The sequence below is a fragment of the Lysinibacillus sp. FW12 genome, from assembly GCF_050817245.1.
Taxonomy (GTDB): domain Bacteria; phylum Bacillota; class Bacilli; order Bacillales_A; family Planococcaceae; genus Lysinibacillus; species Lysinibacillus irui.
This window is the reverse complement of record NZ_CP139094.1, coordinates 1,137,773-1,153,652: the sequence shown is the minus strand read 5'-3', so window position 1 is coordinate 1,153,652 and position 15,880 is coordinate 1,137,773. Positions and strand designations below refer to the sequence as shown.

The 15,880-nt window shown below is 36.5% G+C and carries 8 protein-coding genes; 2 read left to right on the top strand and 6 right to left on the bottom strand.

From position 1 onward, the window contains the following. Nucleotides 1-27: 27 nt before the first annotated feature. Entirely contained in the window at nucleotides 28-750 is a 723-nt protein-coding gene (locus SJW71_RS05815; RefSeq protein WP_274794200.1) for an MgtC/SapB family protein, read from the top strand. A gap of 14 nt (nucleotides 751-764) precedes the next feature. Next, on the top strand, nucleotides 765-1,748 hold the full coding sequence (locus tag SJW71_RS05810; RefSeq protein WP_274794201.1) for a cation diffusion facilitator family transporter: 984 nt from the start codon (nucleotides 765-767) through the stop codon (nucleotides 1,746-1,748). 51 nt (nucleotides 1,749-1,799) lie between these two features. On the opposite strand, the gene SJW71_RS05805 is transcribed toward SJW71_RS05810, so the two are convergent. From SJW71_RS05805 to SJW71_RS05780, 6 genes are all read right to left on the bottom strand, one after another. Next, on the bottom strand, nucleotides 1,800-2,537 hold the full coding sequence (locus SJW71_RS05805) for a hypothetical protein (protein WP_431811857.1): 738 nt from the start codon (nucleotides 2,535-2,537) through the stop codon (nucleotides 1,800-1,802). A gap of 359 nt (nucleotides 2,538-2,896) precedes the next feature. Continuing rightward, nucleotides 2,897-4,060, bottom strand: a complete 1,164-nt coding sequence (locus tag SJW71_RS05800; protein WP_274794203.1) for an iron-containing alcohol dehydrogenase — start codon at nucleotides 4,058-4,060, stop codon at nucleotides 2,897-2,899. Between the two features lie 56 nt (nucleotides 4,061-4,116). Beyond that, entirely contained in the window at nucleotides 4,117-5,226 is a 1,110-nt protein-coding gene (locus SJW71_RS05795; RefSeq protein ID WP_312505795.1) for a response regulator, read from the bottom strand. Continuing rightward, nucleotides 5,223-8,276 carry an ATP-binding protein gene (locus SJW71_RS05790; protein WP_431811856.1) on the bottom strand — a complete coding sequence of 1,018 codons (3,054 nt, stop codon included), beginning with the start codon at nucleotides 8,274-8,276 and terminating at the stop codon, nucleotides 5,223-5,225. Before SJW71_RS05790 ends, SJW71_RS05795 begins: the two co-directional genes overlap by 4 nt. A 202-nt stretch (nucleotides 8,277-8,478) precedes the next feature. Continuing rightward, a complete protein-coding gene (locus tag SJW71_RS05785; RefSeq protein WP_431811855.1) occupies nucleotides 8,479-13,506 on the bottom strand; it encodes an S-layer homology domain-containing protein in 5,028 nt (1,675 codons plus the stop codon). Nucleotides 13,507-13,683: 177 nt separating this feature from the next. Beyond that, complete coding sequence (locus SJW71_RS05780; RefSeq protein ID WP_431811854.1) at nucleotides 13,684-15,873, bottom strand: S-layer homology domain-containing protein; 2,190 nt, start codon at nucleotides 15,871-15,873, stop codon at nucleotides 13,684-13,686. Nucleotides 15,874-15,880: the final 7 nt, after the last annotated feature.

The following is a 15,880-nucleotide window of genomic DNA, read 5'->3' as shown; positions in this document are numbered from 1 at the left end:
ATACGAAATATCAATGGAGGGTTGTGTATGGAAACATTATTGGAAAATATGATTACATATGAAGTTGGCATAAAATTAGTTATTGCAGCCACATTAAGTTTAGTAATCGGTATCGAAAGGGAATTAAAGAAGAAGCCAGTTGGATTAAAGACAAGTTTAGTGATCGCTACTTTCAGCTGCTTACTTACCATCATCTCCATTGAAACAGCCTACTCAACTCCTCCCAGAGAAGATATTAATATTACGATGGATCCGCTTCGTTTAGCTGCACAAATCGTTAGCGGGATTGGATTTCTTGGCGCAGGCGTCATTTTAAGACGAGGCAATGACAGCATTACAGGTTTAACAACCGCGGCCATGATATGGGGAGCTGCTGGTATCGGCATCGCCGTTGGAGCAGGATTTTATATGGATGCAACATTAGCTGTTGTGATTATTGTTTTCGGAATCGAAATTCTATCGCCTTTTCTCATGAAAATTGGTCCTAAACGCATTCGCATGCGAGAGATTTTATTAAAAGTGCAAATAGATGATGACAACAATACAGAATCGTTTCTATTATTTTTAAAGGACAACAACATCATCATCGAAAATATTCGCATTAAAGATGTACATTTAAAAAATAATAGTGTTTTACACGAGTTGGATTTACGTCTATCTTTAATTGTTTCTGATAATTTATTGTCATTTTATCGTTCATTACGAGAACTATCCTATATAGAAAAAATCGAAATGGAAATTTTAAATTAGTTGGAGGATTTTTTATGGCAGAACTATTTAAACTACTAAAGGATGGCAACAAACCCTCCCTTATGGCGGCATTTGTAAATGCCTTTTTAGGAATTATCAAAGGAGCCGCCTTTTTCTTTACAGGTAATGTAGCCATGTTTGCAGAAATGATGCACTCTCTTGGTGACGCAGCAAACCAATTTTTTGTATATATAGGTTCGGCCCTTTCAAAAAAGGCACCTACTAAAAAGTTCCCCGGGGGCTTCGGCCGTATTGTCAATTTGGTATGCCTATTCGCCGTTATTATAGTAGCTATACTTTCTTATGAAACAATAAAAGAAGGCTGGCATCATTTCATTCACCCTGCCGGTGAGTCTAGTGGGGTACTTATTGCACTTGGCGTATTGTTAATAGGGATTGTTTTAGAGGGCACAGTACTGGCTAAAGCAGCTGTAGAAGTACTACATGAAGCAGGACAAGAGAAAGCTGGAATCACATCTATTATTAAAGCATTTCCTTTCTTAAATCGCGCAAAGCCTGCAACTAAATTAGTCTTTATGGAAGATTTAGTCGCTACAAGCGGGAATATTTTAGCCTTTGCCGCTATCGTGATTGCTTATTTTACAGGTTGGGGCAGAATAGAAGGACTTGTTTCGATGATTATCGGGGCGATGATGTTCTATGTTGTCGGTAAGGTTTTCCTCGATAATGCACGCGGCGTCATTGGAGAAACAGATGAAGAGATGTTAAATCATATCGCTCACCTTGTAATGGATGATCCGAACATTAAAGACATTGTTCGTCTTGAGGTAATTAAAGAAGGGGAATTTTTACACGTTGAATTAGTTGCTGAAGCTGACCCCCATCTATCACTTGCTTTTTTAGATGATGTTCGCGATCATTTAACTGAGGTCATATTAAGTCAAAAAGGGGTATCCAAAGTAGCGATTTTATTCGATGAAGATGATGGAAAAACTAACTGGGTACATGTCGGAGAAAGACCAAACAACACTATATAATCATAAAAAAACAAATAGCCAATTGCCGTATTTCAGGCAGTTGGCTTTCTTTTATACTAATTTTAAATGGTTGCGTCCGTCATCACTATTCACTTCATTTAGATCTTCAGGGATATTCTCGTACCCCACAAAGACATGATTGGTAATCATAAAAGTGAGCAATCGATTACAAGCAATGGTCCTTCTTTTACCATTCTGTTGAATGACGATTTTCGAAAATTGTAATGTTGCTTGTCGATTCGCTAAAGCATATTCTTCTGCATTATAAATGTCTCTACCATCGACATGACAGCCTAACACAAAATTACCAGCGAATGAATCCTTTAAAACGTTTGGATGCATGGAATGATAATGTACTTCAGCAATGGAATCTTCCATATTCATCAATTGATGGGCTACCAAATAATGCTTCAAAGCACCTTTTAGGTCAATTGCTATAGCAGTATCTGCTAAAATTGTTCGATAATACACCGTAACAATTTCAGCATCCCCTAGATACGGCTTTACTTCTACAACAATTTCTCCTGAAGGACGAACAAATAATTGTACAATTGCTTTATTTACACCATCTGAAAAAATAATAGTCGTTTGCCCAAAACGTAAGCTTTTGAATAATATACTCTGATCAACAATGTATCCTGTAATAATTTTATCATTTTCAATTTGCAGTGATTTTGCTTCAATTCCCAATACTTCTACACAATTTTGCATTTTATAAACATGCTGCTGAAACGGTATCTCGATACAGCTTAATGTAACGATACGGTCCTCTAGCAATTGTTTCAACATTTGATCCCTCTCCTTTTTGTTTAATAGTGTAATTATTTTAATAAAGATGACTGAACAACTTCTGAACACCCCTACATTAATTGAGCAATTACGACAAAAAACTATCTTTCCCCTTCATTCACAGAAGGTTTCGTATAACAAAAATTTGATATTATAGACCAAAAGATACATTGAACAAAGTGACTTTTATCACTACAAAAATCCAAAAAGTATAATTACCTCCATTTTGTATCTATCCATTTCATTATACACCAAGGACTTTAGAAACATCTACGACATTATTCAACATAAATCGTTATTTTTTCTAAACCTTTCAACAAAAAAGTGTGAGACTATAATCACAGTCTCACACTCATACCTTATAAAGAATTTCGCAAAATTGTTCTGACATCTTCCTCATGCAATTTATTAAAGTTTCCAAATGGACCGTTCTGCATTGCATGCTCTACAATCTGTTCAAATTTCGAATCATCAATATGATAATCAGCCAAACGATCAGGTGCACCTAATGATGTCCAGAATGCAGATAAACGATCGATGCCTTCGTAAGCCACTTCTTCTGCTGTCTTGTTCGTTGCATCGACGCCAAATACACGTGTCGCTATACCGGCAAAACGCTCTGGATTGACTGGCACACTTAAGCGCATCCAATGTGGCTGAAGAATAGCTAAACCACCCGCATGTGGAATATCATAGACAGCCGAAACAGCATGTTCAATATTATGTGATGCCCAATCACCACGAGAACCAATCGATAAAAAGCCATTTAAGCCAATTGTTCCAGCTAATAGAATCGTTTCACGTAACTTAGTATTTTCTAAATCCTCTAGCAATTTTGGTGCAGTCGTAATGACTGTTCGTAATACCCCTTCACACATCTCATCAGTAATCGGGGTATTCGTTGTATTATGGAAATATTGTTCGAATACATGTGACATCATATCAACAATCCCATAAACAGTATGGTTTTTAGGTACAGTCACTGTATAGGCAGGATTGAGTATTGAAAATTTCGGGAACGCTGCTGGGCTACCCCAGCTTAATTTTTCCTCTGTAGCAGCATTGGTAATGACTGACCCCGAGTTCATTTCTGAGCCAGTAGCAGCAAGTGTTAATACTGTTCCTAATGGTAGGGCTTGCTCTACAACTACCTTACGTTTAACGATATCCCAAGCATCTCCATCATATTTTGCACCCGCAACGATTAATTTAGAACAATCGATAACAGAGCCGCCACCAACTGCCAGCACTAAGTCGATTCCTTCTGTTTTACAAATCTCAATACCACGTCTAGCTGTTTCTACACGTGGATTTGGTTCTACACCACTTAATTCAAAAATCGTTTTACCAGCCTGCTGTAATTTGTCCATGACAGCCTTGTACACACCGTTAGCCTTGATGCTTCCACCACCATAAACAACTAATACTTTTTTTCCATATAGCTCTAATTCTTTCGGCAGCTTTTCTAGCGCATCCTCACCAAAATGTAGCTTCACTGGGTTATAAAATGTAAATGAATCCATGTCATTCGCCCCTTTCTTCTTGGATTTTCTCATATTCCTGTTGAAGAAAGCAAAGATTACACTTTCGACATGTAATCATTATAAATTTTATGAATGTTCTCAGGGACAGGCATATTAATCTCCGCTAATTTTTCCTGAATGGCTTCGTAGCACTTCGTACAATCCTGTTTTTTATTTTGCGAGATTAAAAATTTTAACAAAAGAAACATATACTTTTCATTAAATTCATCTAGCTCTAGCAATTTTTGCAGGCAATTATATTTCAACAATGAATTAACAGAATTTGAATGGGCAATATATGTTTCAAGCACATGCATTACACCCTGCTTTAAACGAAGTCTCATTTGAATAGCCCATGAATATTCCTCTTCAGCTAAAAAATCACCTTCATAGCAATTCAATAGTTGCTGAATGGAATCTTCGTCATGCGCACTCTGTTCCAATAATTGGTTCAGATAATCAAAATCACTTTTAATTTCTACATTTAATTGATAGTGGTTATTAATTAATTGAATGGAATCTTGCATTCCATTTTCTTTTAGCAGTTTTCTTAATTGATAGATCGTCGTATGTAAATTACTTGTCGCCTTCTCAAAATCTAAATCTGGCCATAATTCCTCTATAATGACAACATTCATCATAGGCTTTTTTTGATGAAACCATAGATATAAAAACAGCTCGCGTGTCTTCCTAGTACGCCACTTAATGACCTCCTGCTTAGCATCGAGTAAATAAAAACTGCCTAAAGTATGCGCATATATAGAATTCTCATTACGAACGGGTTGTGCTTCTACTTGTAATTGCATTTTCTTCTGCGCTTTTACTAATGCATTGACCAGTCGTTTTTCATGGACAGGCTTTAATAAATAATCTGTTGCCTCTACTTCAAATGCATCCACAGCAAATTGTGCATGGGCCGTCACAAAAACTATTTGTAAGGATGGATGCTTTTCTAGCAATTGTTTAGCCACTTGCATACCATGCATATCAATCATTTCAATATCTAAAAAGACAAGATCAACTGACTCTTTTTCAAGAAAACGGAGGGCATCCGCTGCATTTGTAAATGCCCCCTTGATGTCAATCTGAAATTGCGTAAGCCGCTGTAGCATGATGCTTAAAACATCGATTGCCATTTTTTCATCATCAACAATAATTATGTTCATGCTCCACCACCCTCTGGTAATAAAACGACAATAGTGGTCCCTTTTCCTTCCTCGCTGTATAAACGTAAACTTGCATTTTTCATTAATTTGAATTTCTTTAACGGATTCATAAAGCCAATACGGGTACTTTCTTCATTTACCAGCTGATGAAGTTTTTCCTCAGGGATACCAACACCATTATCATAGATTTTAATGCGGACAAACTGCCCCTCACGCTGTACACTGATCTCTACTGTACCGCCCTCTTGTTTTTTAGAAATACCATGGAAAACAGCATTTTCAACTAATGGCTGAATAGATAATGCAGGAATCATTAAATGAATGGATTCATCAATATCATATTTAATCGTTAAACGATCACCAAAACGCATCTTTTCAATATATAAGTATGCTTTTACCAGCTCCATCTCTTCTTCAACAGAGACAAAGCTATTTCGATAATGGACATTAAGCTTGGCTCGGAAATACGTTGCCAAACAATAAAGTGCTTCACGAGTATTGTCCATATCCGTATAGCTCAAACCAATAATTGTATTAAGCGTGTTATACACAAAATGTGGCGTGACCTGTGAATACAAATAATTCATTTCTACTTCTATGGCATCTATTGAAGATTGACGAACAGCTAACAAAGATTCAATGCGAATAAATAATTCATCCATTGAAATAGGTTTTTGTAAGTAATCATTTGCACCAACTTTTAAAGATAATACTAAATCAGAGTGCTTCATGATTGCTGTTAAGATAATGATCGGCAATTCCAGCATATCATATTGTTTGCGTACTCGTTTACATAACTCATAACCAGACATCCCATTCATCATTAAATCTATTAACATACAATCTACTTTATTTGCTTTAATATAATCTACAGCATCAAAGCCATTATCAACAGCTATCACTGTATATCCTTTGACAGCTAATGCGTCAGCTAAAGCTTTTATATTGACATGATTGTCATCCACAACAAGTATTTTTTTATCATTTCCTTTATGAATAAGTGGTAAGTTAAGCTGGAGTACCTCAGTAGTTGTCTGTGTGACAATCGCAGGTGATTGCTCAATGCTAACATTTTCACCAGTTGCAAGTGGCATTGTAAACGTAAAGGTTGTCCCTTGTCCTAACGTACTTGTTACATGAATGTCACCATTTAATTTTTCTACAATATTTTTAGTAATACTTAATCCCAAACCGAGCCCTTCTTTTTTATGTTGATTATTTACTTGATAAAAGGCATTAAAGATACGATCTAAATCCTGTGCAGGAATGCCAACGCCTGTATCACTCACTTGGATCACCATATGCTCTTCATTGACATAAGCCGTCACTACGATTTCGCCATTTTCTGTGTATTTCATGGCATTATGCAGTAAATTATAGAGCACTTGCTTAAAGCGTAACTCGTCTGTCCATAGAGCTGGCAGCGCTAAATCAACTTCAGCATGTAAACGGACTTGACTATTCTTAGGCATCACACTAAGAATTTCTTCTACTACCTCAATGACAACAGAGATAGGGACTTGACGAGGAGAAACTCTTACTTCACCCGTCATTTGGTTGGATGAAAACAATAAATCCTCTACTAAATGTCCTAAACGCTGTGTGACATTATGGATCAAAATGACTTGCTCCTGTTGCGTCCGCTTCAACGGTCCCTGCCCACCTTCCATTAAGGTTTTTGATAAATTTAAAATACCATTAAGGGGGGTACGTAATTCATGGGATGTTTTTAGTAGAAATTCATCCTTCATTTGATTGTGTGCTAGCAATTCTCCTGATAAAGTTTGGATTTTCTCAAATGCTTGATTAGCCCGGTAATTTAATAATGAAGCAAAGCCGAATAAGATCAGTAAAAACAGCACAAATTCTGTATAATCAATCGGTATACCAAATATAAAATTAATAACAAGTAAAATCGTATAACAACAAATAGCTGAAATAACGATTAATACATAACGAACACCTTCAAGTCGATTTAACATCACTCGAATCAGAATCCAAACATTATAGAAAATAACGGGTAACGTTATACTGATATACGCTATTTTCCTCAGGAACACCTCTAAATCAGAAGACGCTCTTGCATTTTGAGTAATTGGATTGTAAAAACCGTAAAATACAAAAACAACACTGAGTAAGGCCACAAGCATATAAATAACTTTTCTCTTTTGTAATTGTGGGTACATCGTATAAATAAATAATGTTAAAGAAAGGAGCGCTATTGGAATCGAACCTAGCTGTAAACGCAATTGATCGATTGGTACTATATCAGAAAATAATAGGAAAAATACTTTTTGATTAATAAACGACATATAAAATCCTAATGAAATCGTAAATAGGCCAAAAAACAGTTCTTCTTTACGTCTACGATTCTGTATATAGGTAAAAGTATAAACGACCCCAATAACGATATGCCCAATGCTGATTAATGCATCTAAAAACACTTTCCAATTATAATGCTGTTGAATAACCTTCTTTTTGCCAAATTCAATAGGATAGACGATACCAGGCTGAAAATTATTGTAGTTCACAACATGAATAATGATGTCTAATTCTTTATTTTCACTATAGGCGTAGACAGTATATCTATCATCATTTTCAGAGCCATATTCGCTTAGCACTGTACTTACTTTTCCTTTAGCCCCTACCTCTACACCATTTAAAAAAACACGATTAGCCTGTCGAATTGATCGAATATATAACCCATAAAATCCATCTTTCGGAACCTCTACTTTGACGTGGTAGGTGCCAACCTCAATCCCTTCTTCATTTGGCTGTACATATTTCCCCCAATCAAAAGGAACATCAAGTGTAAGCCGTGTATTTTCATAGTTATCAAGCTTTTCCCATGAAGGAATTAAGACATTAGGATAAAAAGCCCATTCTCCTTCTAGCTTTATTGGTTTTTGTAATTGCTCCTCCTCTATTTTTACAACACCTTCATGTACCGTTTGAAGATGATTATTGGAGAAATAATGCCAATTGCTAAAGAAAAAGACCATAACAAACAGCATGATAATACTAACAATAAGTAGGATATTCTTTTTCATTATCACGCCTCCGTAGACGAGTAAATTCTTATGTATGTTAACATCATATTGCTTATGTTTTTTTCAATCAACTCCCTTAGAAATAGTATCACAGAATGCATGAACAAAATCTGAACAAGGAATCATTTTTCTAATTGATCAAAAAACACCCCGTTAAGGTTAGTAATATCCTTGACGGGGCATTCAACTTAGTTACTTAATATTATTTTAGTTCAGCAGAAATTGATACATTTTGTGCTTTTTCGTTTGCTGTAATAATTACGTCACTGTTTACAGCCGTAATAGTATAACCAAAAAATTCATCTGTAAATGCCTCAGCAATAGCAGTAGCAAGACTAGAATCAGTTGTTTCACTTGATAAAGTAATTACTTTTTCAACTGACATTCCATCTATAGTAATTGCGATAGTCTTATTGCGAGTATTTGTCCCTGCCAATGGTACAACATCAGATATTTTAAAAGATGCAATTTGCTCTGATCCTGGTGACGGTACTAAACTTGGCTGAATTACCTCAGCTTTATACGTAGTTCCTGGATAGCGTATGTTTCTTGTCAATGCTGGGTCTTTTCCACTTGCAACCTTTTCTGTTACAGTTACGATCGTATAAGGGTTTCCACCAAGTTCTAAAACTGTATCATATTTTTCAATTGCAGTCCCAGTTTCAATTTTCTTCAAGACCCCACCACTTACCTGAGCAACATATACATTATCTAGAGCAAATCCTTCTCCATTTGTAGTAAGGTTTATATCAACAGAAAATTTATAAATTCCTTGTTGAGTTACTGTTATAGGTTCAGCACCATTTTGTATAATATTCACATTCGAAACTTTAAATGCTTCTATTGCACTTGGCACAATTAAATCGACTATACTTTCAATAGTGTAATTATTGGCAGCATCTTTTAAGTCATTAACCTTTACAGTTACTGTACCAACTGCTGTTATGTCGTCTTGTAAAGTAATAGTTAGCTTCTTCTTATCTTCTGACCAAGTTCCCTGTTCCAAATTAATTTCTTGGTCACCAATTAATAATTGACTGAAAGTTACTGGTTCACTAAATGTCAGCTCAACACTTTCACCCATAGTAGCTTTTCCATCGGCATTGTCATCTATTAATATTGCCGAAGCGATTGTCGGAACTTTATTTTCCTTAATAGTTACTTGGAAGTCTTTCGTTTTCGTCATCCCATTATGTGTAAGTGTTGCTGTTAATGTCACTATATCATCTTCATCATCATTGCTGCTTCTAGTAACCGTACCGTCAGCATTGACTGTTGCTCCATCTACTGTATTAGCAGCCCATGAAACTGAAACGCCTTCTACATTAGTTGGTAAATTTAGAGCCTCTGTTACTTCCTTTAAGGATGGATTATCGGCTTTAATTAAGTTTTCATCAATTTTTGCCCATGCATTATTAAGTACAACTAAACCTTCAGGATCATACTCATATGGAGCTTTTATTTTTCCAGAAGCTGGATTATCTATATCAAATACAGTAGTATCCGAAACATTTAAATTTGAATAATTGACATTATTTCCGATCCCAAATCCATTGGCACTTGGAGCTTTGACACTAATTTTACTTGCGTCACTCATTGTTAAACTAGAGCCATCTCCTAAGTAAATCCCATATACGGTACCATTGTAAGTAGTCGCTTCCGCATTTATTGTACTATTAGCGATATTTAAAGAAGCACCTTTGCCCGTTTGAATAACCCTTGAAACTCCGTTTGCACCATTTGATAAGATTGTAGAATTAATAATATCTATAGAAGCACCTTCTACATCAGATCGTATTCCACATGCGTAATAAGCTGGATTATCAGATTTCGCAAAAACAGTCGAAACAGTTGAATCTTTTATTACTAGTTTTGCATTAGCATTTTTTAATAGTATCCCTGAAGCTCCATAACCGCCAGAGCCTATTGCATCCACTCTTACATGATCAAGTGTAACGTCTGCTGCTCCACTTAAATATAGTGGTCCGCGTTCTCCATCTTTTTGATCGCCTTTGTAACCACCTGTTACCGTTAAATTTTTCAATAAAACTTCATCTTGAGATGCTGTAACCGCCAATCCTGCATTAAATATTAATTTATCCTTACCGTCTATAGTAACCGGGTTAGCTAAAGTTGCTTTAGATACTGTTATAGTATCTGTTACAGAATCATCTACTGTAATTGTTTTTACCAAACCATTTTTCACAAGAATATGATTTATACTATTTGTTACTTCTGTATTGTCTTTTACACGTAAAACCGTTGACGTAGTAACCTTAAGAGTTTCCCCATCCGCAAAAATGATTTTTTGTGTATTACCGTTTTTTGTAACATTTACAGATTTAAGTGAGAATACACCTGATGCGATAGTACCTTGAGCGATATCTTCATCTGTATATGAAATTTCTAAACCTTCTACCGGTTCCCCATTCTGTGAGAAAGTAATTGAATCTTGAATTTTCCCAGCTGCTTCACTTACAACCTCATTGTTTTTCCAGATAAAGTCCCCTGTTAAATCATTTTGAACAATTTCATAAGCAAATGGCTCAAGTTGTAATTTAACTGAATTGGATATACTTTCACCACCATTTGCATCTTTTACAGAGCCTTCCACTAGGGATATTTCAGAGCCTACTTTATAGACATTAGGGCTAGTTGTGTCTCCACCGATTGTCATTGTTAGGCTTGTCCCATCTTCAGACCAAACAGCGTTGATTGGATATTGATCAGTTCCCATACCAAAGACAAAGTCTTTTCCAAAAAGATGCTCATCAATATTATGATCCTCTGTATTACCTGAATATTTGACAGGTTCACTAAATTTGAATGTAATTGTATCACCTGGTGAAGTATTTCCATCTTTATCGATATCATTTAAAGTTGCACTTACTAGGTATGGCTTTTTCGATTCTAAAACTGTAGTTTCGATGGAATTTTCTTTAGATGCATTTCCATTCGTTGCTGTAACATTTAACATAAGTTTATCATTTTTATTATCTGCATCATCTTGAGTTACATTACCTGTTGATAGGTCGATGTTTGCATTATGGTCGCCCACTTTTGTTGCTGACTTCCATTCAAAGCTTGTACCATTTGGTCCAACTGTAACTAAATCGAGTGGTGTTGATACCTGCTCTAAGCTTGGGTTATCTTTTTTTATAAGCGAAGGAAGCAATGCCGTATCAACTACTAACTTTAATTCATTTTCTGTTAACGGTTTACCTTTTTCAGCAATCGCTTTTTTCACGGCAGCTGTTACTTCTGTAATATTTTCCGGTGTTACACCTTTAATATCAACACCTTCAAATATTTTTATTGCATCCTCTGCACTTGGTGCTGGTGTTGCAGTAATTTTATCTTGCACTACCTCAAGAGGACGTTTAATCATATGTGTTATTTTACCATTAGCATCTACTGTAACGATAATTTGTGCTTCTTTTAAGGAAGGTGCATCTTCTTTAATTGAGATAATAGCTGTACCAGGACCTTTTGATGTGATAATGATTTCTCCATCTTTTAAGGTAGCTGTTGCAACATTATTATTACTTGATGTAACTGTTGTACCAATCATGCCTACAGCAAGTGGGTCTTTGTTGTCTGTATCCTCAACATTATTGGCTTTTAAAGTTTGGGATACAAATGGGTTCGTTGTGCCTCCATTATTTCCACCACCTGTTGAACCGCCTCCTGAAGATTCACCGCCAGTTGAAGGAGTTGGAGTTAATGGCGTAGTTGGGCGTTCAACTACCTCACTATTTGTTACATTTTTTATTGTTGCCGTTTCTCCTGCTGGGTACTTTACAGCTTCTTCAGGCTTGATATTTTCTGGCTTAATTAACGTATCAATTATAGTGTCTTTAGGGACAATTAATTGGCTTCCATATTGTTTTGTTTCCACAGATGGTAGCTGAGCTTTGTTTTCAAGCGTTACTTTTATTGGGGTATCAATTGTTAAATTGTTAGTTTCAAGCTGTCCTTTTACGACAACATCCTGATTGCCACTAAAATTGATGGAACTTATTTTACCAGCAATTTCAATATTAGATACATTGTTATCAACCTTAATAGTTGGTGAAGCATTATCTGTCAAGATCTTAGTTTTGTCACGATTTACAACAATCTCATCCACTGTTGTGTTTGCAAGCTTAATGACCGATTCTTGCTCACGTTTTGCTTCCCCTTCAATAATTAAGCGACCGTTTAACGCTAGCCCATTTAATTCAATTTGTTTTTGGTCACCTTTTTTAACCGTTATATCACCTGTGATATTTGCGTTTGCCAGTTTAATATAATCGCCAGCAATTGTTATATTTGCCTCGACTGTACCACCAGCCAAATCTAATGTCAGTGGATTTTCTGCTGTACCACCGTTTACTAATTCTAAATTACGAATTCCGATAATTTTTGTACCAATTTTGATAAAATCTAGATTCGCCTCATTTAATAAAGCTAAATTTCGTGCATGAAGTAATGGCTGTAACTCTTTTTTGATGTAATACACCTGACCACCAATTGTCATTTTGTTCCCATTTATAGAAGTAATCATTTTCTCATCTGGTCGGCGGTTATCACGATAATCCGTTGTTACCTCTGATCTGATTGTAAATGCTGCCATGTTCCCACGTGTTACTGTTGAATCTCCACCATATTTTGTAGCAGTTTGTCCAGTTGTGATACCTAAATCAAATAAAGTCTGAATATAAGGGGCAGCCCAATTATTTTCTGTTTGTGTATCTGAAAATGGTAAATTAATTTCTGTTGCAGGCTCTAAGCCATAGCCATTAACAATAATTTTCGCCATTTGATTTCGTGTAATCGGAGCATTTGGTTTGAAGGTTCCATCCTGAAATCCATCAATAACGCCTGCTTCTTTTAACGCTGCTATGTACGGGTATGCCCAATCACTCGTTGGAACATCCTTGAATGTATGATGAAATGATTTAGTAACATCTAGTCCTAAATTGAGTGCTAAAATTTTTGAGGCTTCTGCACGTGTTAAAAGTCCTCCTGGTTTGAATGAACCATCTTTGTAGCCACTAACAAAACCACGCTCAAATAATTCATTCACATATTCATAATAATCAGAGGATACTTTAACATCCGAAAAAATCTCCTCATTTTCGCTTGCTTTTGTATAGTCTGGTGCCACAACTGCAATGGCACTTGTTGCCATCGTTGTAGCTAGTGCAGTTTTAAATAGTTTGTCATATAATACATTGCTTTTCTTCATCTATTACTTCCTCCTCATTTATTTAAATTTCAATAATAAAATAACCTCACTAAGTCTAACAAATTTCATCTGAACAAAATCTGAACAAAAGTACTAATTAAAATAAAATACAAAGTACTTTCAACTCTAATAAAAAAACAGGCTAAGGATTTTCTCCCTAGCCTGCTTAAACTATTATTATTTTGAAAGCTGCTCTTTGCCTTCCTCATCAATAAAATACTTGTGAGAGTTAGCTGCTTCTTCGATTTCCTTGAAAGCCCAATGTGTGGCTTTAACATCTGGGAAGCTTGGTTCTGTCACGCCATGTAATGGACCGCGTTCAAACATGCGGTTCATCATTACAACAGCCTGTGCACGTGTTAACGCTGCATTTGGTGCAAAGCTTCCGTCCTCAAGACCGTTGATGATGCCTGAGGCGCGATTTGCTTCAATAATCCATTGTGCCCAATGGCCTTTTGTATCCTTGAACGTAATCGCTGCCCCTTCTTCTACAGAAAACTGTTTATAGTTGGCTACGACTGCTGCCATTTCAGCACGCGTGATGTTGCTATTTGCATGGAAGTTACCATTGTTATCACCATTCATAATGCCTTGTTCTTTAACAAAGGCAATCGCTCCTGCCGCACTATGATCTTTTGCTACATCTTTAAATGGTGCTTTATGGACTGCTTGTCCTTCTGTGTAGCCTAAAATACGAGCCATCATGATGGCTATCTGTGCACGTGTTACATTCTTATCAGGACCAAATGTGCCATTCGAGAATCCTTTAATATAAGCCTCGTGCTCACTTACCGCTGGTTGTTCAACCTCTTGCTTGTCAAATTGAATAATCGTAAATGTACTAAACTTTTCTACAGTAAAACGTAGACCAAGTTCACCCTTCGCCATTGTTACGACTTCAGGGAACACTACTTTTTTCTCGCCATCTGAGTGTTCAATGAATACAGCTAATTGATCATGGAATGCTTGACGCTCCGCTGCCGCTGTTGGTACATTCACACCTTTTAAAGGTAGTGTCACTTGAACAGGACGACTTGGCATATTCGTTTCAATTGTCATCGCACGTGCTACAACATGGACATCATCACTTTCTAGTGTTTCACGTACGACTTGCTCTGCTTTTGCACGTTCCTCAATCGCTTGACGCTCACTTTCTTTCTTCACTGGTACTAAACGGAAGTAGAAGTTGTCGTCAATGCCTTCCATTGAGCTATGCGGAATCGCAATATGACCATTTTCAGTAGAAATTTCTAATGATAAACCATTGTCACGTAACGTTTGGAGAGATTGTTTTGGTACTTCTACCGTTACTTGATCCACTTCATCATTCACATCAGGAATAACGATACGTGCAATGCTATTGCCAATTTGTTTCGCTTTTTCTACTGCTTCTAATGCTTGCGCTGATGTTAAGTTGACAAAGTCTGTTACACTACCATTCGCATGCTTCGTACGTTGAATTTCCACCGTTGTTTTTTCGAGTGGATTGTCACCATCAATTTCAAGTTCTACCTGAATTTTTGTTTTTGTTTCACTTGGTGTCGGTGTTACCGGTGGTGTTGGATCTGGCGTCCATGTACCTCCGCCACCTGAATTACCCCCACCTGTATAAGCTTCACGATATACTTTAATCGTGTAATGTCTCACATCACCGTTTCCATCTGCTACTGTAATCACAATTATATTTTCCCCTACTTGTAGTGGAATTTGTTCAAAGGTACCTAGTTGTCCATTGACCGTTGTTGTCACCGAAGCACCTGGAATAATTGGTGTTGCTAAGAACGTTAATTGTGATGTGGCATTATCAACGTTCATTGTATAATCTGTTACTTCTGATGAGAAGCTTGGATTTAGTGCACCTTGAGATGGTACTAATGAGCCTAGACCTGCTGTTATAAGGACTGGTTTTAAAGCTTTTTGAGCTACTGTTAAATTAGCTAATGCTTGATCCACTTCTTCTTGGGTAGCATCTGGATCATCTAACACATGTTGAGCTGCTGTTAATTTACTTTGGTAATTTGCCCATGTCTCTGGTGTGTAATCTGTTTCTAATAAACCTGTTGCTTCATCTACTTTTGATTGAAGCGGCTCTTTATTAACACCCGTTACTTTTTGTAGCGCTTCTTGAGCTACTGTTAAATCAGCTAATGCTTGATTCACTTCTTCTTGCGTTGCATTTGGATCATCTAATACATTTTGAGCTGCCGCTAATTGCTCTTGATAAGCTGCCCATGTTTCGGGTGTATAGTCTGAAGCTGTTAAACCTCCTGCTTCTTCTACTTTCGCTTGAAGTGGTGCTTTATTAACGCCAGATACTTTTTCTAATGCTTTGTAGGCTATTGTCAAATCTGCTAACGCTTGATCCACTTCTTCT